This window comes from Bartonella henselae str. Houston-1 (assembly GCF_000046705.1).
Taxonomy (GTDB): Bacteria; Pseudomonadota; Alphaproteobacteria; order Rhizobiales; family Rhizobiaceae; genus Bartonella; species Bartonella henselae.
Genome location: NC_005956.1, coordinates 1,310,630 through 1,336,397, shown reverse-complemented (window position 1 = coordinate 1,336,397; position 25,768 = coordinate 1,310,630). Strand labels below are relative to the sequence as shown.

At 38.3% G+C, this 25,768-nt stretch carries 17 protein-coding genes and 2 pseudogenes; 6 read left to right on the top strand and 13 right to left on the bottom strand.

All coding sequences use genetic code 11. The features are described 5' to 3' along the window. Positions 1-81: 81 nt before the first annotated feature. The 5 genes from AYT27_RS06095 to AYT27_RS06070 all read right to left on the bottom strand — a co-directional run bounded on the left by AYT27_RS06095 (position 82) and on the right by AYT27_RS06070 (position 9,344). Complete coding sequence (locus tag AYT27_RS06095; RefSeq protein WP_011181036.1) at positions 82-984, bottom strand: metallophosphoesterase family protein; 903 nt, start codon at positions 982-984, stop codon at positions 82-84. A gap of 1,523 nt (positions 985-2,507) precedes the next feature. Continuing rightward, positions 2,508-4,604: a glutamine amidotransferase gene (locus AYT27_RS06085; RefSeq protein ID WP_011181035.1), complete on the bottom strand. Its 2,097-nt coding sequence runs from the start codon at positions 4,602-4,604 to the stop codon at positions 2,508-2,510. Next, the gene (locus AYT27_RS06080; protein WP_011181034.1) at positions 4,601-7,405 is read right to left on the bottom strand and encodes a DUF4159 domain-containing protein; all 2,805 of its coding nucleotides are present in this window, start codon (positions 7,403-7,405) and stop codon (positions 4,601-4,603) included. Before AYT27_RS06080 ends, AYT27_RS06085 begins: the two co-directional genes overlap by 4 nt. Then, the gene (locus AYT27_RS06075; RefSeq protein WP_011181033.1) at positions 7,402-8,313 is read right to left on the bottom strand and encodes a DUF58 domain-containing protein; all 912 of its coding nucleotides are present in this window, start codon (positions 8,311-8,313) and stop codon (positions 7,402-7,404) included. Before AYT27_RS06075 ends, AYT27_RS06080 begins: the two co-directional genes overlap by 4 nt. Beyond that, positions 8,313-9,344, bottom strand: a complete 1,032-nt coding sequence (locus AYT27_RS06070; RefSeq protein WP_011181032.1) for an AAA family ATPase — start codon at positions 9,342-9,344, stop codon at positions 8,313-8,315. The genes AYT27_RS06075 and AYT27_RS06070 overlap by 1 nt, the downstream gene beginning before the upstream one ends. 256 nt (positions 9,345-9,600) lie before the next feature. Here AYT27_RS06070 and AYT27_RS06065 point away from each other — a divergent pair, with 256 nt between their 5' ends. Continuing rightward, positions 9,601-10,854 (top strand): CCA tRNA nucleotidyltransferase, encoded by a 1,254-nt coding sequence (locus tag AYT27_RS06065; RefSeq protein WP_011181031.1) that lies wholly within the window; start codon positions 9,601-9,603, stop codon positions 10,852-10,854. A 204-nt stretch (positions 10,855-11,058) separates the two neighbouring features. On the opposite strand, the gene AYT27_RS06060 is transcribed toward AYT27_RS06065, so the two are convergent. Next, positions 11,059-11,535, bottom strand: coding sequence for a tRNA (cytidine(34)-2'-O)-methyltransferase (locus AYT27_RS06060; RefSeq protein ID WP_011181030.1), 477 nt, complete (start codon positions 11,533-11,535; stop codon positions 11,059-11,061). A gap of 1,124 nt (positions 11,536-12,659) precedes the next feature. On the opposite strand from AYT27_RS06060, the pseudogene AYT27_RS09005 reads away from it, so the two are divergent. The 3 genes and pseudogenes from AYT27_RS09005 to AYT27_RS06040 all read left to right on the top strand — a co-directional run. Continuing rightward, a pseudogene (locus AYT27_RS09005) lies at positions 12,660-13,548 on the top strand (tyrosine-type recombinase/integrase); the annotation flags it as partial. A gap of 54 nt (positions 13,549-13,602) precedes the next feature. After that, positions 13,603-13,794 (top strand): annotated as a pseudogene (locus tag AYT27_RS06045) (cytochrome c1); the annotation flags it as partial. 141 nt (positions 13,795-13,935) lie between these two features. Continuing rightward, the gene (locus tag AYT27_RS06040; RefSeq protein ID WP_011181029.1) at positions 13,936-14,376 is read left to right on the top strand and encodes a PRC-barrel domain-containing protein; all 441 of its coding nucleotides are present in this window, start codon (positions 13,936-13,938) and stop codon (positions 14,374-14,376) included. Between the two features lie 696 nt (positions 14,377-15,072). Here the strand turns inward: AYT27_RS06040 and ychF are convergent. Continuing rightward, complete coding sequence (ychF, locus tag AYT27_RS06035; RefSeq protein WP_011181028.1) at positions 15,073-16,176, bottom strand: redox-regulated ATPase YchF; 1,104 nt, start codon at positions 16,174-16,176, stop codon at positions 15,073-15,075. 266 nt (positions 16,177-16,442) lie between these two features. Between ychF and AYT27_RS06030 the strand changes: the two genes are divergently transcribed. Next, positions 16,443-17,192 carry a L,D-transpeptidase gene (locus AYT27_RS06030; RefSeq protein WP_011181027.1) on the top strand — a complete coding sequence of 250 codons (750 nt, stop codon included), beginning with the start codon at positions 16,443-16,445 and terminating at the stop codon, positions 17,190-17,192. Positions 17,193-18,294: 1,102 nt separating this feature from the next. Here AYT27_RS06030 and pth read toward each other — a convergent pair. Both pth and AYT27_RS06015 read right to left on the bottom strand, forming a co-directional pair. Further along, positions 18,295-18,876 (bottom strand): aminoacyl-tRNA hydrolase, encoded by a 582-nt coding sequence (gene pth / locus AYT27_RS06020; protein ID WP_011181026.1) that lies wholly within the window; start codon positions 18,874-18,876, stop codon positions 18,295-18,297. A gap of 79 nt (positions 18,877-18,955) precedes the next feature. Beyond that, entirely contained in the window at positions 18,956-19,576 is a 621-nt protein-coding gene (locus AYT27_RS06015; protein WP_011181025.1) for a 50S ribosomal protein L25/general stress protein Ctc, read from the bottom strand. A gap of 282 nt (positions 19,577-19,858) precedes the next feature. Here AYT27_RS06015 and AYT27_RS06010 point away from each other — a divergent pair, with 282 nt between their 5' ends. Continuing rightward, positions 19,859-21,358: a helicase HerA domain-containing protein gene (locus AYT27_RS06010; protein WP_034447969.1), complete on the top strand. Its 1,500-nt coding sequence runs from the start codon at positions 19,859-19,861 to the stop codon at positions 21,356-21,358. Here AYT27_RS06010 and AYT27_RS06005 read toward each other — a convergent pair. The 4 genes from AYT27_RS06005 to lgt form a co-directional block, all read right to left on the bottom strand. Beyond that, positions 21,355-22,287, bottom strand: a complete 933-nt coding sequence (locus AYT27_RS06005) for a ribose-phosphate pyrophosphokinase (protein WP_011181023.1) — start codon at positions 22,285-22,287, stop codon at positions 21,355-21,357. The two genes, AYT27_RS06010 and AYT27_RS06005, sit on opposite strands and share 4 nt — an antisense overlap. A gap of 456 nt (positions 22,288-22,743) precedes the next feature. After that, entirely contained in the window at positions 22,744-23,514 is a 771-nt protein-coding gene (pgeF, locus tag AYT27_RS06000; protein ID WP_011181022.1) for a peptidoglycan editing factor PgeF, read from the bottom strand. A 77-nt stretch (positions 23,515-23,591) separates the two neighbouring features. Continuing rightward, positions 23,592-24,671, bottom strand: coding sequence for a class I SAM-dependent methyltransferase (locus AYT27_RS05995; protein ID WP_011181021.1), 1,080 nt, complete (start codon positions 24,669-24,671; stop codon positions 23,592-23,594). Next, positions 24,646-25,524, bottom strand: a complete 879-nt coding sequence (gene lgt, locus AYT27_RS05990) for a prolipoprotein diacylglyceryl transferase (RefSeq protein ID WP_011181020.1) — start codon at positions 25,522-25,524, stop codon at positions 24,646-24,648. Before lgt ends, AYT27_RS05995 begins: the two co-directional genes overlap by 26 nt. Positions 25,525-25,768 lie beyond the last annotated feature (244 nt).

Here is a 25,768-nt window from a genome sequence, read left to right as displayed (position 1 = left end):
ATTATATTATTGTTTAAAGATATATAAACCAAACAATATTTGTATTGTTGGTGCTTTTACAATTTCGTTTTTTTCAAAGTGTTAAAGATCAATTGTTTCGGTACACGCCACTTCATTATTTTGATTAATAAGACTATAGCGTTGCAACTGGCAGTGCCATTGTTGATTAAACTGTTCAATGGAAAAGAAGTTAAAGCCTGCCGGGGGAGGGGTATCGCCAAAAGCTTGTGCTGCAGAAGCAACACCCACAATAGGAATTTTTCCCATTTTTCCTTTAATAATATTCAATGTGGGCAGGTGAGTATGTCCATGAAGAATAAGTTCGCAGCCGTGGTGTTTGATAACCTCTAGAAAACGCTCTATACCCCATAATTTTTTATGCCAGGAGGTTGCATGATGAAAAGGGGGATGATGTATCATGATGACACGAAAAAGATTGCGCCTTGCTGCTTCGTTTAAAAGTTGTGACAAAGCTTGTGCTTGCATTTTGCCAAAATAACCAGATGCTTGAAAAGGTGGTGTCGCAATGGCCGAAGAAGCACCTATAATAGCGACATTCTTGCGAATGCGTATATAAGGAAAGGGAGGGGCATTCTTTTGTGGGAAATCTCCTGTGATCCAAGGTTGGAAAAGAGTACAGGCCTTTTGGAATGCTCCACGGACATAGGCATCATGATTGCCAAATGTTAAAGAAATATTTTGAGGCTGACCTTGGTTAAGTAACCAATTGCGTGCTTGTTCAAATTCTTTATCAAGAGCAAGATTGACGAGATCACCAGAGATCACAAGATGATCAGGGTTTTTCTTTTTTAAAGCTTCTATTAAAGTTTCTAGGGTGTTTGTAGCCATTTGGCCTTTACGTTTTTTTTGCCAATTAAGGTAGCCGGTAAGGCGCTTTCCAAAAAGCTCGAAGAAGGAAGGTTTTGGCAGAGGTGAAAGATGCATATCCGATATGTGGGCAAGACAAAACATGGGCGTTAGCATAACGTTGAAAACAATTTAAACAATAAAAAGAACATAAGATAGGTTGTTTCATTTGGGAAGGCAAAAAAGAATTTGTACCGAAAAACAGTATGTCGAAAGTGTGATAAAAATCTTGGGATAATTCATATCTTACGAGTCTTTGAATGGCAAAAAGTGCATGATAGAGTGCGTTATTGTTTGTAATATTATATTGATTTATAATGATAACTTATCATTTTGCACGTTGAATGAGCGCTCTGAAGTTCGTAAGAATTTCTCATTTCAAATTTCACATTCAGAATCAGAAAAAATATTCGTTTGCATCTCATAAGTGGGATTGGTGTGTGGATAAAAATTACTTAAGAAAGGGGTGAAAATGTCTTTTATGAACCGTCTCAATGCAAGGGCTTTTGCAATATTAGGAGTTGGTAAAGAGAGTAATAGTGCTGGTTTGACTTTTCATAAATGTAAAGTAAAGATGTGCGTACATAATAGCTTTTATATTTTTGTATTATACCCTTTACAGTTACTGTGAGATTGATTTAGGAGAAATGAGAGATATTTCTTTAAAGCAAATGCATGAATGGTAATACAATGGTGTTCTGTTTTATGGTCAGAGACTGTCTTCATTAAAGAGCACAATAAACACAAAGCGTGAGCAATTGCGTACTTTCCATTACTGAAAAGATATTTTCATGGAGATTGTTGAGAGTTGTAAAGTCGAATTCAAGAATGATGGGAAAGATTAGAATTGTTTTTACCTTTACACTTTTATATTCTTTTTCAATCAAGCTTTTTTCATATTTTCGATTACCAAAACAAAGATACGCAAGATTCTTGCCCCAATCTGGCATAGGAAAGTTGGAACGGCTTGTTTTGTAAGGAATCATCTTAATGTATGTCTTTAAAATGCATCTATGTTAGACTTGAATGTTGATTTTACAGAAAAACATTAAAACACAAACTTTATAAGGCAAACAAAGCTAATAAAATTCCCCATAAACCAGCAATGGATTGGGAAAGTCTTTAGGCTTTCTCTTAAATACTCTGCAAAACAACATTAATAATAAATCTGACTTTATCTCTGCTTATTCTTATAGATGTTTGCACAATTTCTTTGCCTCATATTTGTAAAGATCAAATTGAAGGGAATGTATGGGGCATTCCTTTTGAGAATATGAAAGAGAGGTAGGAAAGCACGACAGAAGCCTGTCTTTATAATTGAAAGTTATGAAAGTTTTCCAGCAATTGCATTCTTTATTCTATTTCGCAATGTTTTCTTTTTTCTGCTAATGTCCTTGATCTCCTGGCTGAGACTTGTATACACTCCATGAAAAAAATGGGTGCGTTATGTATTACCTTGCCTGTTTTTCCATAAGATAGATTTTATTTTAAAGTGGCTGCACACTTTTTTAGGATTTTTAAAACGGTTTTCACGATACGACACGCTATTCAAGAGCACAAAGGACAAAGAAACAGCGCCAAAAAGAACACTGCAAAAAGATGCATTATATTTTAAAGTTGAGACAAATTCTTAAAACTTTTTAACGGCTTTCACGATACCACATACTGCTTAACAGTAAAAGACAAGCGAGTAGTGCAAAAAAACCAGAAAATATTGCAAAATAAAAGCTCTTGATTAAGCGGGTTTCTGTTGCTTCTTTCAGAACAATGGAACGCGAAAAGGAAGAGGAGGGATCTGCTTGTGATCGAATCAGTTTGAGTGGAGGAAGATTAATGCTTTCTGTTTTCCCTTGGTGTAACCGCATGATGTGCCCACCAGTGTGTTTAATGATAGGCGCTAGTTTTTCTTCTGTTGAAATTAAGTCAAACAATTCGAGATTATCGAGCATTCCCACAGAAGAAAGGACTGTTAAATCACCGTTTTGGATGGTAAAAATTCCTGTTTCATCGGTATTAATAGCTGCTATAAAGACACCTTCTTGCTCTTTGGTAAGAATAATATTTTCTTTTTTTCCAGAGGGAAAGGTTATTTCGGCTGGTTCTGGATGATCTTTGAGCGTTTGGCGACGAATGGTTAAACGATGATGATCGTTGGTGACACTTAATTTTTCTTCTTCAAGTTCTGGTTCTTTCATAAGCCAATGGGCAATTCGGCGATAAAGAGCTGCATAAGGGCCACCGCCCTCGAAGCCTCGTGCCCAAAGCCAACTTTCGTCGGAAAGTAACATACCTACACGTCCTTTTCCTTCATGGGAAAGAAGCAAAAGTGGTTGTTCATCTGCTCCTTTCATGAGGGAGATGCCTTTATGTGTGTTTTCAATTGCAATTTGTCGTAGCCACTGTCCCCATTGAGAGGCTGGATGAGTTGATGTTGCAAGACCTCTTGTGACAGGATGACGTTCGCCTTCTTTTGTTAACGTAGGGCGGAAAGGCTTTTGAATAATAACACCATTGGGTAATGCAGGGAGGATGCTTATTAATGGTGTTTTTGCAAGCGAATTTTTTTGGGTAAATTCAGGTCCTGTTACCATCAACAATGCACCACCCTTTTGTACATATTGGGCGATATAATCATAATAAATTAAGGGGAGAACAGTAGAGTGTTGGTAGCCATCTAAGATAATCAGATCAAAATTATCAATCTCTTCAACAAAGAGCTTCCTTGTAGGAAAAACTACGAGTGATAGTTGGCTTAATGGCGTATTATCTGCTTTGTTGGGAGGACGCAAAATAGTAAAATGAACAAGATCAATATTTGAGTCACCTTTCAAAAGATTACGCCATGTCCGTTCACCATTGTAAGGTGCGCCGGAAATAAGAAGAACACGTAAATTTTCTCTAATTCCTTCAATGGTAGCTATGGCACGGTTGTTTTCAAAGCTTAGCTCACCTTTGTGTGTATCGGTTGCAACTTGAATAATATTTTTTTCAGCATGCGGAAGAGTGATTTCAGTTTCAAAAATAATGCCAGGGGTCACAGAATAATGGCCAACTTCTTGTCCATTAACGCTTACAGTAATATTTGCTTGCTTTGGGAGATATTTTTGCGGTTGGCCTTTATCTTCTACTAAGATCGAAAGCTTTTGTGGTTTATTGATAAGAACAAAGCGAGGGAGAGAAATAAATTTGATTTGACGATCAAATTCATCCGATTTCCCGGTTATAAGAGCATTGAGTGGCGCATTATGATGAAGGTCTGAAATGTCAGGAATATCATGCACTTGCCCGTCGGTGATGAAAATTGTGCCTGCATAACGAGATGGTGGGATATCCGATATTGCTTGTGTTAAAGCATGAAACAAATTTGTTGAGGGAGCATATTGGTTATCAGAAAGTTTTCCAGCGTCAATAAAGCGTGGTTCAAATTGTGGATAGTGTGCCAATGCATTGGTTAATTGTGCACGTGCTTCGTCACTGTCGTTTGTACGCGTACCAAACGTTTGGCTTTTGCTGCGATCAATGACAATGCCTACGGTGCTTTTAAGTGGTTCCCGTTGCTCTTTTATCATCATTGGATTCAGTAAAACAACGATCAATGAGGTCAATGTCATAAGACGCAAGACAGATCCTTGATGCTTTGTCATGAGGCCAATAACCACAAAAAGGGCCGATATCCCCCCTAATAGGAAAATCCAAGAGAGAGGCAAAAAAGGCTGAAAAGTGAAAAATGGTATCATTGCCTTCTTTCTTTGTTAAAGCGCTCTAAGAGTGCAGGAACGTGAACTTGGTCAGCTTTATAGTTTCCGGTAAGAACATAGATAACAATATTTAATCCTGCTCGAAATGCCCATAGGCGTTGCACCGGATCATTAGGAATAAGTGGGTATTTCCACATGCCTTTTTCGTCTAGTGCCCAAGCACCCGCAAAGTTATTCGCGGTGATAAGAAGAGAACTTACGTTATCACCGAAGCCAAGAGGGTTGTTGTTTTTTTTATTTATTGATGATGATTCAATCCATAAAGGTGAACCACGATAAAGACCAGGAAAATCTGGCATAATATAAAAAGAACGCGCAATAACGTGATCAGCTGATGCGGGCTCAATGGCTGGAATGTTCAATCTCTTTAAAATGGCGCGTAATTTTTGTGTAGCTGGGGTGGCAGCGCCTTCAAGACTGAGGTCGGTCTGTATTTGATCGCGCGTGTCAAATAAAACTGTACCTCCGTGTTTCATAAAACTATTTATTTTTTCAAGACTTTTTTGTGTTGGCAAAGAACTATGAGAATCAATGGGCCAATAAATGAGAGGATAGAAAGCGAGCTCATCTTTCTCAAGATTAATTGCTGTTACAGAACCAGGTGAAAGCATTGTACGCTCTGCAATAAATTGACTGAGTGCTTCTAGCCCGCTCTTACTCGTTGCATCGATTTCAGAGTTGTTGGTTATAATATAAGCAAGATGTGTTGCTCCAGCTGCTTGTACTGCGGTTTCATCATGATTTTCTGTTCCTTGCGCATATAACATTGGACTGTCTGAGAACAAGACGATAAGACTTATTGCCAGGGGAAGAAAAAGGAACATATTACGGCGTTGATTGAGAAAAAAAACGCCCCCCATCCATAAAATGAGAAAATGGTCCAAAGCGAATAATAAGATGGCTAATCCTAAAAGTAGACCAGTGAGATGTTTCTCTTTTGTATCGTAGGATAAGGGATTCTTACTTAAGGAAGATGGCAATGATGATTGTTTCATCAAGCGCGATGAAGAATTTAAGAGATTGAGTGCATAAAGATTATTTTTAAAGCCGTAAAACCCAGGTGGGTTATGAGAGGAGGCAAGAATTGGATTTTGTGCATCAATGACTAGTGGAACAACATCAGAAGGAGGGGATTGTAGTTTTCCATCAGCGGTTAATGTTTTCCAAGGATTTTGTACTGTTGTTGTTTTTCTTTGTGTTGAGTTTTTATTTTCATAGGCACTCAATGTGACGAGTTTTTGCAACATTTGTGCAAAAAAACCAGAAAGAGGAAGATTTGACCATGTGGGATCAGGTGCAATATGAATAAAAATAACTGTGCCTTTACCACGACTAGCCGCTGTAATAAGGGGCGTTCCATCAGCAAGACTAAGCCACGTTTTTTCAAAAAGATCTGAGCTCGGTTCTGCTAGAATTTGTCGTGAGACAGTGACATCTTTTGGAAACGGAAGATCAAAGAAAAAGCTATTTTTGGTAAAAGGTGCAAGTTTTTGCGGCTTAGCCCAAGACATGATACTTCCAAGCAAACGTTTGCCAGGACGTAAGGGGACTGGCAAGAGGCTATCATGGTGTTCTGTAGCACTTAAATTTTCTCCTGCAAAACGGATGAATGCTCCCCCTTTATTGATAAAATCAGAAAGCTTTTTTTCTGCTTCTTCTGACATGTTGACAATATCACCCATGATAAAAACAGATGGATTTTGTTTGAGTAAGTGATCAATATCGACGGAAAGCTCTTTTCCTCCTGCTGTTATAATCTGCGCATGGCCTTGCAATGCCTTGATAATGTAATAAAACGGAGAAAGTAGCGGTTGTGTCATTTCATTGACACTTGGTGATAGAAGAGCAACGCGGTTTATTCGATTATGGCTATCAACTAAGAAAGTGGCTGCGGCGTGGGCATGGTTTTCAATTTTTATCCATGCGATATCGTTGCGTAATTCAAGTGGTAGGTTAAAAGGAACAAAAGCTGTTGTTTCTCCGGCATTGAAGTTTGTCGTAAAACGGCCAAGGAGTTTATTGTTTAAATCATAAAGGTTTAATACGACCACTTTCTTTCCGTGTGTGGTTGCACGAATGATGCGTGCTGCGAGGAGTCCATTGTTATTTTCTATGGCTGTTATGCCGGTTAGGTCGGAAATATCAGCAAGATACCACAACAGTGTTTTGGGTTTCAATTGTTCGATGAGAGCAAAAGCTTGATCATCTTCGTTTGTTTTTAATCCATCGCTTAAATAAGCAATATCAAGAGGTTTATCTTTGGTTGTTTCAAGAAGTTTTTTTAGTGCACGTACACGGTTTATAGGCCAAGGTTGTGGTTGCAAATGCATTAAATGTTGTTTTACAACTTTTGCAGGTAAGGGACCAATATTGAAAATATCACTTTCGGCTGTTGCAAGAAAATAAACATTTTTTTGCTGTTTTTCTGCTTGTGTGAGGAGGTCTTCGGCGATAGTAATACGTTTTTTCCACTCTCTCGTAGATGCCCATCCATTATCGATAATAAGTGCAAGTGGTTGAGATCCGGAGAGTACAATTGGCTTTTGATTCCAGGTGGGTTTTGCCAAAGCGATAATAATGAGTGCAGCTATGGTTAATCGTAACAACGATAACCACCAAGGTGTGCGATGTGCGGCTTCCTGCTGATTATTTGATTTCGGCAGAAAGCGTAAAGGGGGAAAGAGCTCTTTACGCGGCGTTGGAGGTGTTATCCGCAACAACCACCAAATAATCGGTAAGGATAAAAGCCCTAGTAAAAGGAGGGGAGCAGCAAAACTCAAAGTGACCTCCTATTGTGGGATGGAGAGATCCCTATTTTGTTTGCAAGTCGTAGAATGACTTCTGTTAAGGGACGGTCGGTTTTACTCACATGATAAGTCCAACCTTGGCGTGTGCAAAAATTTGTCAATTCTTGTCGCCGTGCTTGATACAATTTGCAATAATGCTCACGGGAGTTTTCTGCTTTTCCTAAAATGCGTTTTTCTTTCGTTTCCGGATCAAAAAATTCTGTATGGCCTGCATAGGGGAAGTGCTCTTCTGCGGGGTCAGCAACTTCAATTAAATGCACTGTGATTTGTTTTGCGGACAAAACTGTTAAATTTTGGATGATCTTTTCTGGAGAATCGAGAAAGTCACTCATGATGATCACATGTGAAAAACGTGTTATAGTTGAAAAATCTGGAAATGGATTTTCTGTGTGACGATTTACCAAAGCGAGCGCCATACGTTCTACGACATTTGGAGCCATTGTAGGTGGCATTAAAGTGGGGATAGCAATATTTTCTCCACTGCGAGCAAGAAGTGTTGCCAATGTAAGAGCAAGAATGATGGCGTAATTGTCTTTAGAAGTTTGCGAAAAACACGAACAATAATGCATAGAGGCGCTCTGATCAGGCCAAATCCAAACTGTTTGTGTCTTTTCCCATTCGTGTTCACGTAGGTAAGTATGTCCATCACGCGCTGAGCGGCGCCAGTCAATGCGTGTAATGGATTCCCCTTCAACATAAGGACGAAATTGCCAGAAATTTTCACCGTTACCGCGTTTACGTTGTCCATGCCATCCTGCTATCACTGTATTGGCAATACGGTGCGCTTGTAAAAGAAAACACGGCATTTTAGCGGCATTTTTATGCGAATCGGCAGCGAGTAACAGTGGAGTTTTTTTTGAAACTTTTTTGCCAATGGCCATTAGAGGGCATCTTTCACAAGATTATCGATAATGTCTTTGATGGTTATATTTTCAGCACGTGCAGAAAAATTGAGTGCCATGCGGTGTTGTAATACTGGGCACGCCAATGTTGCAATATCATCAAGAGAGGGACTTAAACGTCCATGATAAAGAGCACGAGCACGAGCACAAAGGGAAAGTGCTTGTGATGCTCGAGGACCAGGTCCCCATGCAACATAAGTGTTTGCTAGGCTATTTTCTTTATGAGGGCGAGCCGAACGGACTAGCTTTAAAATGGCTTCGACAACATTTTCAGAGATAGGCATTTTGCGGACAATTTTTTGAATTTTTTGTAGCGTTTTTGCTGATAGAACCGGTTTTGCATTTTGGTTTTTTCCTCCTGTTGTGTCTAGAATAATACGCCTTTCTGTGGTGAGATCAGGATAATCAATATCGATTTGCATCAAAAAGCGATCTAGTTGGGCTTCAGGAAGTGGATAAGTTCCTTCTTGTTCAAGAGGGTTTTGGGTTGCAAGAACATGAAAAGGTTGTGGTAAATCATAACGGGTGCCTGCAACGGTAACATGATATTCTTGCATAGCTTGTAAAAGCGCTGATTGCGTGCGCGGAGAGGCACGATTGATTTCATCGGCCATAAGAAGTTGGGTGAAAATAGGGCCTTGAAGGTAGCGGAAAGAGCGTTTACCACTTTTATCTGAATCCATAATTTCAGAACCAATAATGTCCGATGGCATCAAGTCAGGCGTAAATTGAATGCGTTTTTCATCAAGCCCCAATACTATTCCTAACGTTTCAACAAGACGCGTCTTAGCAAGTCCTGGAACACCAACGAGAAGGGCGTGTCCTCCAGCTAAAATGCTTGTTAAAGCGTATTCAATCACATGATTTTGACCAAAAATAACTTTGTCAACTTCTTGTTGTAGGATATCTAATTCTTTGTGTGCTGTATCAATATCATCAATAATCACGTGGGCTTCGTTATTGATAGTAGCCTGTTTCATAGAATTAGATAATACATCGCTCTGATTCATATTTATTCCTTAAGGCGATTTGTAGAGAAATTAATGATTTTTTCTCTATGATAATGAATATTTTATGATTTGTAGCAGAAAATGACGAGAAAAGAAGTGTAATATGCTGTTTTTTTTAATATTCGTGCACAAATACAGAGAGAAAGCTCTCTTTTAAGGAGTGCTGTGTATCTTATAAAGGATGTCGTGGAAAACTATTGTCCTATAAAGATACCAGTTTGAGAGAATGATGGCGATTTGTTTGAAAGGTTAAAGAGTGAGCATAAGACAAGATTTCAAACAGGTTGATTGGTTGCAGCATAGTCATATCCAAAAACTGCTTCATGTTTTATCTTTAGACGGTGAAGAGGCGCGTATTGTGGGGGGGGCGGTACGTAATCAGCTGTTAGAGCAACCTATTAGTGATGTTGATATTGCCACAACCTGTTTGCCACAACAGATTATAGTGCGTGTAGAAGAAGCAGGATTTAAAGCTATTCCTACTGGTATTGCTTTTGGAACAGTTACCGTGGTTTCTCAGTCATGTTCTTACGAGGTTACAACTCTTCGCTCTGATATTGAAACGGATGGTCGTCATGCAAAAGTGGCCTTCGGTCGTGATTGGCAAAAAGATGCTGAACGGCGTGATTTTACTATGAATGCGCTTTATTGTGATGCTGCTGGCAACCTTTATGATGCAGTGGGAGGCCTGGACGATATTGCCAGCAGAACAGTACGTTTTATCGGTATTGCAGAGAAGCGTATTCGTGAAGATTATCTGCGTATTTTGCGGTTTTTTCGCTTTTTTGCTTGGTATGGGGCGGGACGACCTGATGTACAAGGGTTGAAAGCATGCGTTTGTTTGAAACACGGTCTGCAAAAACTCTCATCTGAGCGTATTTGGGGGGAAATGAAAAAACTTCTCACTGCGCCTAATCCTATACGTGCTCTTCTATGGATGCGCCAAAGCGGAATTTTGACACTCATTTTTCCTGAAACAGAAAAATGGGGGATTGATGCGATTCATTCACTTGTGAAAACAGAACAGGATCTTGGTTGGAAAGTAGATCCATTGTTGCGATTAGAAAGTCTTCTTCCTCCTGATCCTGTACGTCTTTATGAAATGGCGCATCGCTTGCCTTTATCTCATAAGGAAAAAACGCGGTTAAAAGAATGGGCAGAGTTGGAAATTATTTGCCAAAACTGTTCAGATCATTTTTTGCAAAAATTGATTTATTTTCATGGTCGACAACCGGTTTTAGATCAATTGTCCCTCTCTTTGGCCGCAGCCCATGTTGATGTTTTAAAGGGAAATGAAGCTTTGCAAAAAGTAGAAGATTATATGAGGCTTTATCAGTTTGCTCAAAAATGGCAGATTCCAACTTTTCCTATTAGTGGTAAAGATTTGATGAAGAAAGGTTTTTCTAAAGGCGTGCTTTTAGGACAAAAGCTCAAAGAACTAGAAACACTATGGATTGAAAGCGGATTTTTAATAGATCGCAATAGCTTATTAGAAAAAATTAATTTATAATATTAATATTTTCGAAGAGTTTTTTTCTTTTAATGATGCCCCTTTAGAGTTTTTGGGAGCAAAAAGAGTATGAAATTTTTAGGAGTATTACGACGTTTTTTAAAGATGTAGTGATTTCACTCTTTTGAAAACCATTGGCGATGCGCAATGTATCACTATTTTTATCAATATATTGAATCCTTTAATAAGGTTTTTGTATCTTTTTTATAAAGTTTTTCTTTTTTTATAATAACCAATTTGACGAAGCGCTTCTCCTGTTGTTATAGCTACACTCATTGCAAGGTTTAAAGAGCGTGCATATGGTTGCATGGGAATTTTTAATGTTTCATTAACGGCTTCGTAAACATAGTTGGGAACCCCTGCCGATTCACGACCAAAAAGTAAAACATCGTTTTCTTGATAGCATATCTGCGTATAGCATGTTTCTGCTTTTGTGCTTAAAAGCAAAAGACGACGGTTAAACTGTTTCATGGTGTGTATAAAATGTGGCCAGTCAATGTGTCGTTCTAGCGAGGCATATTCCAGATAATCCATGCCCGCTCGCTTAAGGTTACGATCGGACAGGTTAAAACCTGCAGGTTCAATAATGTGCACATGTAAACCAAAACAAGCGCTCAGGCGCAAAATCGTTCCCGTGTTACCAGCAATGTCGGGTTGAAAAAGAGCAATGTGAAGTGTCATGCACCCTATAGTATGGTTTTTTTTGTGTGTTTGTAAAGGTGCTCTGTGGTTTGTTCCAAAAATAGAATTGAGAAGCATCTATTTTTTTGCATTTAGTTGTATTCACTTTAAATTTCGGAGAAAAAGTTACGCACACGAATTTATCATGAGATAAGAAAGATAGTGATTCATAAAAAATAACAGGAAGAATGAGAATGGCTATTTCTATCTGATACGGATTTATCTGATTAGGAGAATGTTATATATGTCCTCTTTAGAGAATGTTGAGGATATCTTTATTCGCAAAATATTGTTGATCCTAAATGCCTTTTGAGATGAGGATTTTTACTGGTTATAGAAATGGTAAGCAGGGATGTATTAGTTATAAAATCAATTTTAATCACTTTAGTTTATAGGTATTTTTTGTTGCAAGTGTTTTATGGTTTTGATGAGGAGTTGAAGCAGATCGGATGCAAAACTACCGTACTGTTAGGGGAATAGAGTAGTTCTTTATAAGTTATATTCTTTGAAAAAGACTGTTGTGGTGTTAAGTAAATGTGCAGATACTCATGTTGTTCAACATAAATGGCTTTCAAATTTTGGCAATAAAATAGCGCAGTAATATATGATGATATTGCCTTGTACTGCTTGAAAATGTTAAAGTTGCGTTTAGGATTGGAATAGAAAAACTTCAATCCTAGAATGCTAAGAGCAGAAAAAATAAAGGGTGTTGTCGATATAAAGCGTAAGAAAAAGTAAGCCACTATTTGTTGGAGTGAAGTTTAGAGGATATTTTCTTCAAGGAAAGAAAATATTGTGCAGAGGGTAGCAGGTCTTCTCGAGACTCTATGCACTTTAAGTTAAGATATGGGAGTAAGGGTGGAGTGGTGCTAAATTTTCATGTGTGTAGGATTATGAGAAGACATCTGACATTAAGTTGCCAAGATTTGCAAGGGGTTTACTGTTTATTGTAATATATTGATTTATAAAGATAATCTATCGTTTTTCAATTTGAATGAGAGCGCCAAATATCGTAAGATTCTCTCCTCTTAAATCCTCTCATAGTGAATCATTCAAAATCATTCCTTTGCACGTTACAAGTGGGATTGTCATGTGGATAAAAATTCTTCAAAAAAAGAGTAAAAATGCCTCTCATGAATTGTCTCAATGTAAGGGCTTAACATTTTGAGCTGGCAAAGAGAATGATGGTGCTGGTTTGCTTCTTCATAAGTGTAAAGAGGTTGTGCACAATAGCTTTTACGGTATTATCCTTCACGGGCGCCGTCGTGATCGTGAAATGGGCTTTTGTGCGCTGACGGGTATCTCTTTAAAATAAGAGCGTAAATGAGCAAAACAATGGTATTCTGTTTTGCATGAGGAGCGTAATCCTATTAAAGAAAGTGAGAAACAAAAGCATGAGGCAATGTCCACTCTGCACATTATTAATTAAAAAAATATTGCTCCTCAATGTTTTTGAAAGCTGTAAGGTCGAACTAAACGGTGATGGTAAGGCTGGGAGATAGTTTTTATCTTTACAGCTTCATATTCTTCCCAAATGAGGCTATCTCTTTGTTTCAGAGATTATATAAACAGAGATATGCAATGTTCTCGCTCCCATCTGGCATACAAAAGCTGTAACGATGAAGAAAACACTAAACCGTCTTAATCTTTGTTTCAAACATGCTGCTGCGCTAGGTTTAAATGTTGATTTACAGGGAATAGCAAAAACTTTATTGGGAAAAAAACTATAAAGTTAAAAATATGCCCGCTATGGATTGGAGAGATATTCTGGCTTTTTATAAAATATTTTGCAAAACAACAAGCATAACACAACTAGCTTTGCGTCTCTTTATCCTTACAGGGGGCGTATAAATCCTTTGCGTCATATTCATAAAGAGCAGATTGACGGCGCTATATTGGACAATCCCCGTTGAGACTATGCAAGGAAGGCGTGATGCTACAACAAAATTTCACGTACCTTTATTATCAGAAGCTCTAGAAATTTTGGAGCAAGCGCGTTTTTTATCTCGCAATTGGTATAATCCTTTGTGGGTAATACTTTAGCTATGGCACACTCACTTTGATTCTTTGAGTGATGGCCTTGTTTCCTGTGAGGATGGAACTTCAGAAACGGTTGAACATTATGTGCGCGATGTTGCTGCTTTTTTGATGTGGGTAGCTGATCCTCACATGGAGATTTATAAGAAAACTAGTTTTCGTGTTATTTTATTTTTAATTATTTTTGTGGAGCTTGTTTGTGTTTTAAAAGTTCGGGGCTAGAGGAGTTTAGAGGAAGATTTTGAGGAGGAAAAGAAAGGCTGAAAGAGAAAAAAGCTAGGATTATTGGTCTTAAAAGAGATGAGGGAACAAATCCGGTTACGATGCATTGAGGTTTTGTAAAGTAAAAACGGAGATGTTAAAATGAAAAAAATTATATTTACTGCTCTTATGACAGTTTTGATGGCTTCTAGTGCGTACGCTCAGTCTTTTGTGGAGCATTCTAAAACTGAGATGGTTTCTTCAATGGGGATCGTACATATGGGGTCAGATATGCTTGCGCGTTATGTTACACCTTTGGAAACTGATTTTGTTGCGTCAAGTCTTATTGGTTCAAGTGTATATAATATAGAAAATGAAAATATTGGCGAAGTAAAAGATATTATTTTGCGTGAAAATAATATTACGGGATTTGTTATCGCTATTGGTGGTTTTCTTGGTATAGGGGAGAGTTATGTGGTCGTTGCACCAGAAACAGTGCAAATGACAAATGATTATGGAAAGTGGAAACTTATTATGAATGCGACAAAGGATTCGTTGAAGGAAGCTCCAACATTTAAATATGAAGGACATTGGCCACGCTAATTTTGTCTTTCTGTTTTTTGTAAATATAACAGTGCTATCATACTCTATAATAGCGCTGTTTTTATTTAAGAGAATTTTTTGAAGGTCTTGAAACAATTTTATCGAAGAAGCTGTTCTCGTTTCGATTGATTTAAATGGAATAAATAGCAGTGAGATCAATAGCTTATAGTAGTAGTAAAGAGGATGGTTATTAATTCTATTGCATTTTTTGTCTTTACCCATAATTTTAGGGAGCTTTTTTATCGTTTCCAGGGCAAATTTTTTGCGATCTGCGCTTTTTGTATAAAGAGACACCATAGTGTTATCTGTTCATCCCAAAAGTGCTTTTAATTGTGATACTGTTGCATCTCGTGTTTGGATGCATGTATCGTTGTTTATTTTTTTAAGCATTGTGTTGATTTTTTGATATTTTTTTCATTACACGTTTCATGAAATATGTGTCTAAAGCTTTTTCTTTGCTTTATATCTTGCAATTTTCAATGAGTTTTATTTCAAATGTTGCAGTGAGTTTAGAAAAAATGGAAAGAAACTCTGTTTCGAGTTTATTGTCTTTGTTTTTAGATAAGAAATGATATTATTTTTCTCCATATTTCTACCCCATATAAACAGTGTTTCTAGGCAGTTAAGCTGAGTAAAAGAACGTTTATCATATATTTACGATTTTTGAGAGGTATATAGGTGTTTAAATGGAGTGCGTTAGGTATTATGTTTAAACAACATGATATCGCCGTCTTGTACAATGTATTCTTTACCTTCATCGCGGGCTTTTCCAGCTTCTTTTGCACCATTTTCTCCACCTAGAGCAATATAATCCTCGTAGCTGATAGTTTGGGCACGAATAAAGCCACGTTCAAAATCTGAATGGATAACACCAGCTGCTTGAGGTGCTTTAGTGCCACGGGTAATTGTCCACGCTCGTGTTTCTTTGGGTCCACAGGTAAAATAGGTAATGAGGTTAAGCAAATGGTAACCAGCGCGAATGAGGCGATTGAGACTTGGTTCAAAGAGCTCTAGAGCATTAAGGTATTCTATGGCTTCTGCGTCATTAAGTTGAGTGATTTCAGCTTCGATGGAAGCAGAAATGAGAATGCTTTGAGCGTTTTGCTCTGTTGCCATTTTCTCAATCGTTTGGGTAAAGCTATTGCCATGAGCAGCATCATTTTCGCTTACATTGCAAACATAAAGTACGGGTTTGGAGGTTAAAAGATTTAAACTATCAAGGATGCGGCGCTCATCGGAAGAGATCTCCTCGAGTAATAACCGCACAGGGCTTCCTTTATGCAGTAAATTTAAGGCAGATTCCATTACGGGAAGAATTGTAAGAGCTTCTTTATCTTTTCCGGTTGCACGTTTACGGATTTGTACGATACGTCGTTCAAGACTTTCAAGATCGGCAAGCATGAGTTCCGTTTCAACAGTTGTGGCATCAGAAACAGGATCAATGCGTCCTTCTACGTGGGTAATATCGTCATCTTGAAAACAGCGTAAAACGTGGATAATAGCATCAACTTCACGGATATTGGCTAAAAATTTATTACCTAAACCTTCACCTTTTGAAGCGCCTCGTACAAGTCCAGCAATATCAACAAAATTGATGCGTGTAGGAATAATTTCTTTTGAACCAGCGATCGATGCAATTTTTTCCATTCGCAAATCTGGAACAGCAACTTCTCCGGTGTTTGGTTCGATTGTGCAAAAAGGATAATTGGCCGCTTGTGCCGTGGCTGTTTTTGTTAATGCATTAAAAAGGGTTGATTTACCGACATTAGGGAGTCCAACAATACCGCACTTAAAACCCATGAGCGCCTTCTTCTTTATTGATTTTATAGTCAAGATAAAGTTTCTTTGGCATTTCTATAGCATATTTTGAGAAGAGTCATAGTCTTCTGTTGCTGTAAGGAAGAAAAAACTCTGCTAAAAAATAACCTGTCTTTATTTTACCTTTTACCACATTTTAAAAAATCTTGATTTTAATCATAAGAGACTTCCCAATTAACGTTAACAGTGTGCTAAGTTTTTCATAGTATGCAGGTTTATATGAAGAATTAATCGGAGAAAATAAAAGAGTGTTATCTCGTCGTGCCTTTTTAATTGCAGCACCTCTAGCTTTGGTTGGGTGTGCTACGCGTCATTCAGATATGTCGTTTGTTTCTTCTCAACAGGTTCTATACATTCCGGAAGAAATACGAGCCTTATACGGACCTGTAACGAATGAGCCTTATTTCTTACCTGCTGTTGATCTTTCGACAATTGATCCAAAATTTTGGCGTCAGCAGGTGATTTATTATACATCTTATCCACCTGGAACATTGGTTATAGATACACAGGAATGTTTTCTTTACCTTATTGGTGAAAATGGGAGAGCTTTGCGTTATGGTATTGGGGTTGGTAAGGAAGGGCTAGCATTTGAAGGTGAGGGGGTTGTACAGCGTAAGCGTCGATGGCCAAATTGGGCTCCTACGGCGGCGATGATGGCCAGGGAACCAGAACGTTATGGTCATTTAGGACGAGGAATGCCACCAGGACCCGATAATCCATTAGGAGCAAGAGCTCTTTATCTTTTTAAAAATGGACAGGATACACTCTTCCGTATTCATGGCTCACACGAGTCGTGGTCAATTGGCCATGCTATTTCAAGTGGATGTATTCGTTTGCTTAATCAAGATATCATTGATCTTTATGATCGTGTCCCTATTGGATCGCGTGTGGTGGTGTTGCAGAATAGTGAGAGTAGACCTAGTATTTTAAATCAACAATCAAAAACTTACGATCCACTACAGTCAACGATTAATCCAAGTGAAAGTGAATTGTTTTAATTCTAAGAAGTACTCTCTTGAGGGCGCATCATTGGAGTAATGTTTGGGTTGTTACTCAATGATTTCTTTTGTAAATAGAGAGTATCGTGTACAAAAATTGTATAAAACAGTGCTGATTTGTTTTGTAGACAAGCTTCTCATGTACATCACTTATCTAAGCCAGAGGATGATTGAAACATAAATCAGGAGTTCAGAAGAAGCTTTTTGATCAAATTACGAGCAGATGGATCTAAATTGGTCGCATTTCTTAAAAAAACTTTTGATAATGGAACGTTCTTTGTAAAGTTATTGATCATCGTTATGCGGGGTTGTTCTATTTGAGTGTGAAGGAAAGACAGGGATGTATTTTTCTCATCTTGTCTCGTGGTGTCTTTGAAGCGTTATTTTTGTCAGCAGCATCTTGCTATGGATCACGTTGTTCTTCATCCAGAAATAGTATAATCCCTTCGCGAAAAGATGGGAAGGTTTCTTATGTATTTTTATTCCCTTCAAGAAGTTGATGTGCTTTTATAAGAGCATTCCAGTCTTTGGAGTGAAAAGAAAACTTGAAGCTTTTGGTCCAAAGCATTGATCATAGCATGACTTTTCGTGGTTAAATCTTGGTTTTCTTCTTACCAACGTTTTTCTTTTGTGATGACTTTATTGATAGTTGACAGCACAATCTAGAGCTTCCAACACAATTTATAGTTTGCAAATACAGGGATGAGCCGGGATAAAAGAGGCATTGATCCTTATCATTAGCGTCATAGTCTTTAACAAGCGTTTTAAAAACCCAATTTCAGATCTCTTTTTGAAATTAGGATTGATAAATATCTATGAATGTTGCATTTCTTATTCTGAGAATAAAGAAAAGCTCTTACGTTTGAGCTCCCATTTTTAAATAACATGAACATTTTTAACAAGACGATTGGTATAATTTCCAGTCTCCAAGTGTATTTGAGATACTTATTTTCTATAAATGATAAACCCTTTTCCAGTCTTTGTTTACTTTGTGTCATCCTGGTTCTTGGGCATATTTTTGTTCTTTACAAAAGAGGTTTATCACTACTCCAACTTTACGCTAAAATTTGCATTAAGAGGCAGAACTAAGAGAAATGTGCTATTATTGTAGGTTTTTGTTTTTCATTGCTTGTGAGATTTCATTCATAAAGAGACACTTATTACCCTTTATGAGCAGAGCAATATTTTTTGCAATTGCCTCTAAGAGAGAAGGTAACCATTCTTGGTCAGATTTCGTAAAATTTCCTAGAACATGTTGGTAAACAAGTTCTTTGGAATTTGGGCGCCCGATTCCTAAGCGTATACGGCAGTAATCAGTACCACAGTGAGCATCAATAGATTTTATACCATTGTGTCCATTGTTTCCTCCACCGATTTTTACACGCACTCTTCCAGGTGGTAAGTCCAGTTCATCGTAAATAACAATAAAATTCTTCAAGTCTAATTTATAAAATCGTAAGGCTTCACCGATGGCTTGGCCAGAGAGATTCATGAAGGTTTGAGGTTTTAGAAGAAAAGTTTTTTTACCATTTATGAGACCAGTGGAGATTTCAGCTTGAAATTTTTTCGACCATGGAGAAAAAGAGAAAGACTGATAAATGGCATCAATGGCCATGAAACCGATATTATGACGGTTATTTTGATATTGTAAACCAGGATTGCCAAGACCAGCAATGAGCCACATGCGCACCTTCAATAAAAGTGTGAGAAGTTAGTAAATTTCTCATAAATTAAGGCGGGAAAAGGTTCCCGCCTGATGGAGTTTATTCAGATTCTTCGTTGTTTTCTTGTTCGGAAACCTCATCACTGACATCCATGTCGGCAGGGGCTACGATGGTTGCAATGGTGAAGTCTCGATCTTGGATTACTGGATTAACATCTTTTGGCAGTTGAACTGCTGAAATATGAATAGAATCACCAATAGAGTAGCTGGAGAGATCAATCTCAATCGCTTCAGGGATAGCATTTGCTGGAGCGGTACACTCAATTTCGTGACGAACAATATTTAAGACTCCTCCCTTTTTAAGTCCTGGGGCTGAATCTTCATTGAGGAAGTGTACAGGAATGTTCACTTCTACAATGGATTTCGCTGAAATACGTAGGAAATCTACATGGAGGGGAAAGTCACGGACTGGATCTAATTGGTAATCTTTAGGGAGAACCATGATTTTCTGTTTGTCAATTGCAAGAGTGGCAACAGTGGTACGAAAACCACCAGCGTGAATTTTGTAGAATATGTCTTTATAAGAAACTGCTATTGCCAAAGGAGGCTGTTTGTCACCATAAATGACAGCTGGAATGAGACCGTTGCGGCGAAGTTCACGGGAGGACCCCTTACCAACCCGCTCGCGTATTTCGGCCTTAAGAGTATAGCTTTTGCTCATAATTTAAGTCCTTTTACATGATTGGAGATCCATCAAAAACCAACAACAGTTTTTGTATGAATATGAAGATATACGCTGATAGGCAGCGCTTGCTCCATTCTGCGTTGCCTCCAAGGGTGTCTACGCAGAAGTTTTCTCTATAATTCAAACCATTCATAGATGCAAGAGTTGTGGGAAAAATCGATGATTTCTACCGTTAAGAGAGAGGAAATGTTACAAGCATGGTCTAGATGGACAATAAATCAATACGAGCCGGATTCAAAATCAAATAGTGGAGACGTTATGAAGGTGGAGATCGCCTTGGGTGAGATGGCAGAAGGTAATGCTTTGCGTAAATCAATGCCGGCATTTGTTGATTTGGAAGAATTATTGGCGACACGTCTTCTTGTGCAGGGCAATTCTGGTTCTGGAAAATCACATCTTTTGCGCCGTCTTCTTGAACAAAGTTCTTCATGGGTACAACATTGTGTGATCGATCCAGAGGGTGATTTCGTCACTTTGGCAGATAAATTTGGACATGTCATTGTTGAAGCGCAACGAAGCGAACAAGAGTTAATGCGTATTGCTTACAGGATTCGCCAACATCGGGTTTCAGTGGTGTTGAATCTTGAAGGTTTGGATACTGAACAACAGATGCGCGCTGTGGGTACCTTTCTTGGTGCACTGTTTGATGTGGAACGTGATTATTGGTATCCCATGCTTGTTGTTGTCGATGAAGCACAATTATTTGCTCCAGCTGTGGCGGGAGAAGTTTCTGATGAAGCGCGTAAAATTTCCCTTAGTGCTATGACCAATCTTATGTGTCGAGGGCGCAAACGTGGTCTTGCTGGTGTCATTGCTACACAGCGTTTGGCTAAGCTTGCCAAAAACGTTGCTGCTGAAGCGTCAAATTTTTTAATAGGGCGAACTTTCTTAGATATTGATATGGTGCGCGCTGCTGATCTTTTGGGAATGGAGCGTCGCCAAGCCGAAATGTTTAGAGATCTTGAGCGTGGTCATTTTGTTGCTTTAGGGCCTGCTTTATCAAGGCGTTCTTTACGGATCATCATTGGTTCTGTTGAAACATTGGCACGTTCTTCTAGCCCAAAATTAATGCCACTTCCAAAAGAGCGAGTGGATGTAAAAGAACTTGTTTTTACTGCTTCTCAAGAGGAAATTTTAATTCCCTTTAAACAATCACGAGAGCCGGTGAAAGAAAAATCGATTCATGCAATATTAGAAAAAGCTGTAAATAAAAAACGAGAATTGTTGGCAGAAAACTCGAGTTTATTTCCTGAACTTTCTGTTGTTGATCGTGATCTCCAGGCAGAATGTATTATTCGGGAAATTCTTGAGGATCCTGAGGCTTTTTATCGTTCTACAGCTGTACTTTATCAAGATTTCTTGGTGCGTTGCCGTATTCATGGTCTCTCAGGAGATTTTTTAAATCTTTCGCAATTTCGACGTAAATTGGCTATTGCTCAGGCTTGTGTAGATAAAGAAACCGCTGTCAGTGAAAACTGGAAGCGCATTTTGTATATCTCAGAAAGTTTGGAAGATGATGTCCAAGGTGTTTTTTTGAATGTGGCTCAGGCCGCTTTGGGTGGGAAGCCGTGCCCATCAGATGCATTTTTAGCGCGTCTTTATGGTACGCATTCTTTAAGCCGTGCACGCCGACTTTTAACCTACTTTGAAGAGCGTGGACTCATCGTTATCCATACGCATTTTAGCGGTCAACGCATTATAGCCTTTCCTGATCTTGGTGTAGAAACAGCACCAGGAGATCCTAAAGAACCAATTTAACCGAATAAGCTGGAGACAGATTGCTCTGCTGCTGTTCTTGCGATTGCTTCTCCAATGAGGTCAGTAATTGGCAAAACACGGATATTATGGGCTTTCTCAATTTCTTCTGTCGGCATAATTGAATTCGTAATAACTAATTCTTTCATTTCTGAGTTGGTAATGCGTTCAATAGCATTTCCAGAAAGAACACCGTGTGTGATGTAAGCCGTGACACTATTGGCGCCGTGCTTTAGTAGAGTACTTGCTGCATTGCATAGCGTTCCACCTGAATCAACAATATCATCAAGCAAAAGACAATTTTTTCCAGATACATCTCCAATGATGTTCATCACTTCTGATTCACCGGGACGTTCGCGGCGTTTATCAACAATAGCTAGTAAACTATTCAAGCGCTTGGCAAGCGAGCGTGCTCGTACTACACCACCAACATCAGGTGAAACAACGATAACATTTTCAAGGGAATAATGCATTTTGACATCGCGAGCAATGACCGGAACAGCATAGAGATTATCCGTTGGAATATCAAAAAAACCTTGGATCTGTCCTGCATGAAGGTCCAATGTTAAAACGCGATGGGCTCCTGCTTCAGTGATCAGGTTGGCAACAAGTTTTGCGGAAATGGGGGTTCGTGGTCCAGGTTTACGGTCTTGGCGGGCGTAACCAAAATAGGGGATTACAGCTGTGATGCGACGCGCCGAAGAACGGCGAAGCGCATCAATCATGATGAGTAATTCCATTAAATGATCGTTTGCTGGATAGGATGTAGATTGCAAAACAAATACATCTTGTCCGCGTACATTTTCATGTAACTCTACGAAAATTTCTTGATCAGCAAAACGTTTTACAGTTGCTTTGCCTAAGGGAATACTTAAATAATTTGTAACTTCTTTAGCAAGGCGTGGATTAGAATTGCCGCAGAAAAGTTTCATGGTGGAGCCTCTGAGTAGTCACGGTAGAATGTAATGTGCTTTTTAACTTCTTGTTACCAAATTGCAAGGAAACAATTATACAAGCATTACAATTTTAGCTTTCATTGTTAAAGAGCTTTGCATTTTGTTACTTTTAGAGCACAGTTTTTTGGTCATGAGGCAAATAAATACCTGTTGATTAAGTTTTTTTCTCTTCTTTATATATAAAGAACTGCTTCAATGTGAGTTATGTCTTATGTATGAAATGAGTGATAGGGAATCGTGTTAAAAGAATTTGTCTTGTTAACTCTTACGACTTAATATTGAACACAATAATAGCGCAACTCTTCACACTCTCTACATTAAGAGAGCACTTTGTGCTAAAAAAGTACCGTATTAATAGGGCTTATTGTTTCATTGAGAGCGAAAAGTTTATTTCGCTATTTTAGTATTTTTGTTAGGCGAAAAAAGACTTTTTTATTTGTTCAGGGCAATAGCAGAAAATTGTCGTCCATAATCAGGTTCATTCCGGTGTATTGCACGCCGATAAGAGAAGAAACGCTGTTCATCTTGGTAGGTACAAAGTTCCACACAAAAAGCATTAATGCCTGCTTCTTTGAGTTGATTCATAATAAATGCCCATAGATTGAAATGAAAATGATTGATTTTTTCTGTTTTTAAAAAATATTTTTGAAATTCGTTATTACAATCAATAAATTGGTTATAAAATTCGTCTGTTACTTCGTAATGGCAGGGGCCGATACAAGGTCCAAGAGCTGCTGTTATTGAGTGTCTTTTGGCTCCTTGTTCTTCCATAGCAGCAATTGTTTTTGCTATAATTCCTTTTAAGCTTCCTCGCCAGCCAGCATGTGTGGCGGCGATGACACCTGCTTGTGGATCAGAAAATAGAACTGGACCACAATCTGCTGTAAGAATACCGATTACGAGTCCTGGTGTTGTGGTAACGAGAGCATCAGCTTTAGGAGGCTCATCGATAAAAGCTTGGTCAACTACGACAACTTCACAAGAGTGTATTTGATTAACAGTGACTAAATTTTGCACCTTAACACCAAAATAATCGGCGATAAAAATGTGATTTTGTGCGATATATTCAGGTTGATTATTTGGACTTTGGCCAACATTAAGGCTTTTTGAAACATTGTCTTGACGTGTAAAAAAACCATGTTTTATTCCATGCGTGTGTAAAGCAGAAAGATTTTTTGCAAGAATGGGGTGAACAGAATTCATAAAAGTTCCATAGAGGGATGGTTGTTTTCAAAGTGGGAATAGTGTGAGATGTTTGTATTTGTCAATGTTTCTGATCATCAAATTTCAGGAGGCAAAGGTATATTTTGGTTACTCACATGCAAGACTTTAAATAATTTACCCATTTGATCTGGACCGGCTAATCGTTCGATATCTTGGTGGATTTTGTCTTGTAATGCGGCATTTTTGTCAGCTGCAAGCTGTTTTGCGCGTTCCAGTAGACCCATTTTAACAAGAAAATCTCCTTGTTCTAGAATTTTAGCAAAACACCCTTGTTCAAGCGCTATTTTTTTTAAAAAGGAAAAACCAACATGTGTTGTTAAATCATGCTCACCGGGAGCATCAAAAATATCACGGAATCTGTGTTTTGAAAGTGCTTGCAGTGTATCGCCAAATGCAAGGTTCGAAGCACCATAATCGATAAGTAAAGCAGAACCTTTCACTTGTATTAATCGGTTACTTATTTGTTGCATAAATTGATGTCGCGAAGGTGCATGTTCAAAAATTTTTCCATCAGGTATTTCAGAATCGCAGAATTGCAAAAAAGGAAAGGAGAATTTGCCTGGGGCAGCAATAAATACAAAGTCTCCATTTTGATTGACTGTAATGCGACGTTCTCTCCATTCTCCATTGATTTTAATATATTGGTTGATGGGAAGTGTGTCTAAAAACTCATTGGCAATTAACAAAAGAGGTTTTAAGGGGAGTTGATCAAAATTTTCAATGCTATAGATTTCTTTTTGATAAGGTGCGAGACGTTTTTTTTGTTCTTTTGCTAGTTTTTTACTTATTTCAATAAGAAAAATTTCAGCGGCATTAAATGCTTTTATCGATAATTTTTGAATGGTGCGCAAAATATCATCCATCAAAGTTCCGCGTCCTGGACCTATTTCAGCAAGGATAAAAGGGGCAGGACAACCATGGGCTTTCCAGTTTGCGAGAGCCCAAATACCAATCATCTCTCCAAATAATTGGCTTATTTCAGGGGCTGTTATGAAATCACCAGTGCGTCCAAAGGGTGTTTGTGTTTTATAATAGCCGAATTGGGGATCTGTAAGCGCTAACGTCATATATTGACTGACAGTGATTGGCCCATTAAGTGCAATCATTTCTTTAATTTTTTGTTTGAGTGTGGCCATTTTTGGTAGATTCGTCTTTGAAGGCTTGAAAAAGAAGATAGAACCCTAAAAAAAGCATGGGAAGAGATAAAGCCATGCCGTAGGTGAAACCCGTAGAATGAAAAAGAGTAGAAAACCATTCTGGATCTTCTTGAGGAGCACGATAAATTTCTGAAATACTGCGTGCTATTGCATAGCCTATAATAAATATTCCTGACACAGTGCCTGGACGTTTTAATGCTTTGAAAGCAAAAGTAAGAATGAATAAAATAACGAAAAGAAGAAATCCTTCCATCAGCGCTTCGTAAAGTTGGCTTGGATGACGCGGTAAATAGTAAGGATCTAGGGGGAAACAAACAGCCCAAGGGTGTGTGGTAACATTACCCCATAGTTCTTGGTTAATAAAGTTGCATATTCTTACAATGCCAATACCAATAGGAGCACCGATAGCAATGATATCAAACATTGCTCGTATCTTGATGTTATTTTTACGGGCAAACCAAATCATTGCAATGGTGATGCCAATGAGACCGCCATGAAAGGACATTCCTCCATTCCATATTGTAATGATGGCAGTTGGATGGCTGAAATAATAAATGGGATCCCATACAAGCACTTGTCCTAAGCGTCCACCAACAACAATACTGATGGCAGACCAGACTACAAAATCTCCTATTTTCTCTTTATCCATAGGAGGGTGATTTGCATACCATAGGGATTGTTTTTTTAATAATTTTTGCGCATACCACCAAACAAAAAGAATGCCCACAACATAGCCAAGGCCATACCAATAGAGGGCTATGGGACCTAAATGGACAATGACAGGATTGAGAAAAGATGGAAAAGCAATGGCTGGACAAGAAAAGTCGTTCATGAGCAAGCACTTTACATTTATGAGGTTATATGATGGTCAGGAATGACAGATGAGCACATGATGGTCAAGTCAGGAGAATGGTAAGTTTCCACTGGTTTATAGGGGTAAAGTTTATGTTGGTAAAAGGAATGTAAAAAGACTCAAGTGAAATCTCTATGGTAAATAAAATCTTATAGGTAAAAGGAACAAATGCAATATCTAAATGTTATGAAAATACGTTATAATACGTGTGTTAGTAATTTAA

Bases quoted from the DNA above. Each gene is read 5' to 3' on its own strand.
- AYT27_RS06095 (WP_011181036.1), bottom strand. From the start codon at position 984: ATGCTAACGCCCATGTTTTGTCTTGCCCACATATCGGATATGCATCTT.
- AYT27_RS06085 (WP_011181035.1), bottom strand. From the start codon at position 4,604: ATGATACCATTTTTCACTTTTCAGCCTTTTTTGCCTCTCTCTTGGATT.
- AYT27_RS06075 (WP_011181033.1), bottom strand. From the start codon at position 8,313: ATGGCCATTGGCAAAAAAGTTTCAAAAAAAACTCCACTGTTACTCGCT.
- AYT27_RS06070 (WP_011181032.1), bottom strand. From the start codon at position 9,344: ATGAATCAGAGCGATGTATTATCTAATTCTATGAAACAGGCTACTATC.
- AYT27_RS06060 (WP_011181030.1), bottom strand. From the start codon at position 11,535: ATGACACTTCACATTGCTCTTTTTCAACCCGACATTGCTGGTAACACG.
- AYT27_RS06040 (WP_011181029.1), top strand. From the start codon at position 13,936: ATGAAAAAAATTATATTTACTGCTCTTATGACAGTTTTGATGGCTTCT.
- ychF (WP_011181028.1), bottom strand. From the start codon at position 16,176: ATGGGTTTTAAGTGCGGTATTGTTGGACTCCCTAATGTCGGTAAATCA.
- pth (WP_011181026.1), bottom strand. From the start codon at position 18,876: ATGTGGCTCATTGCTGGTCTTGGCAATCCTGGTTTACAATATCAAAAT.
- AYT27_RS06015 (WP_011181025.1), bottom strand. From the start codon at position 19,576: ATGAGCAAAAGCTATACTCTTAAGGCCGAAATACGCGAGCGGGTTGGT.
- AYT27_RS06010 (WP_034447969.1), top strand. From the start codon at position 19,859: ATGAAGGTGGAGATCGCCTTGGGTGAGATGGCAGAAGGTAATGCTTTG.
- AYT27_RS06005 (WP_011181023.1), bottom strand. From the start codon at position 22,287: ATGAAACTTTTCTGCGGCAATTCTAATCCACGCCTTGCTAAAGAAGTT.
- pgeF (WP_011181022.1), bottom strand. From the start codon at position 23,514: ATGAATTCTGTTCACCCCATTCTTGCAAAAAATCTTTCTGCTTTACAC.
- AYT27_RS05995 (WP_011181021.1), bottom strand. From the start codon at position 24,671: ATGGCCACACTCAAACAAAAAATTAAAGAAATGATTGCACTTAATGGG.
- lgt (WP_011181020.1), bottom strand. From the start codon at position 25,524: ATGAACGACTTTTCTTGTCCAGCCATTGCTTTTCCATCTTTTCTCAAT.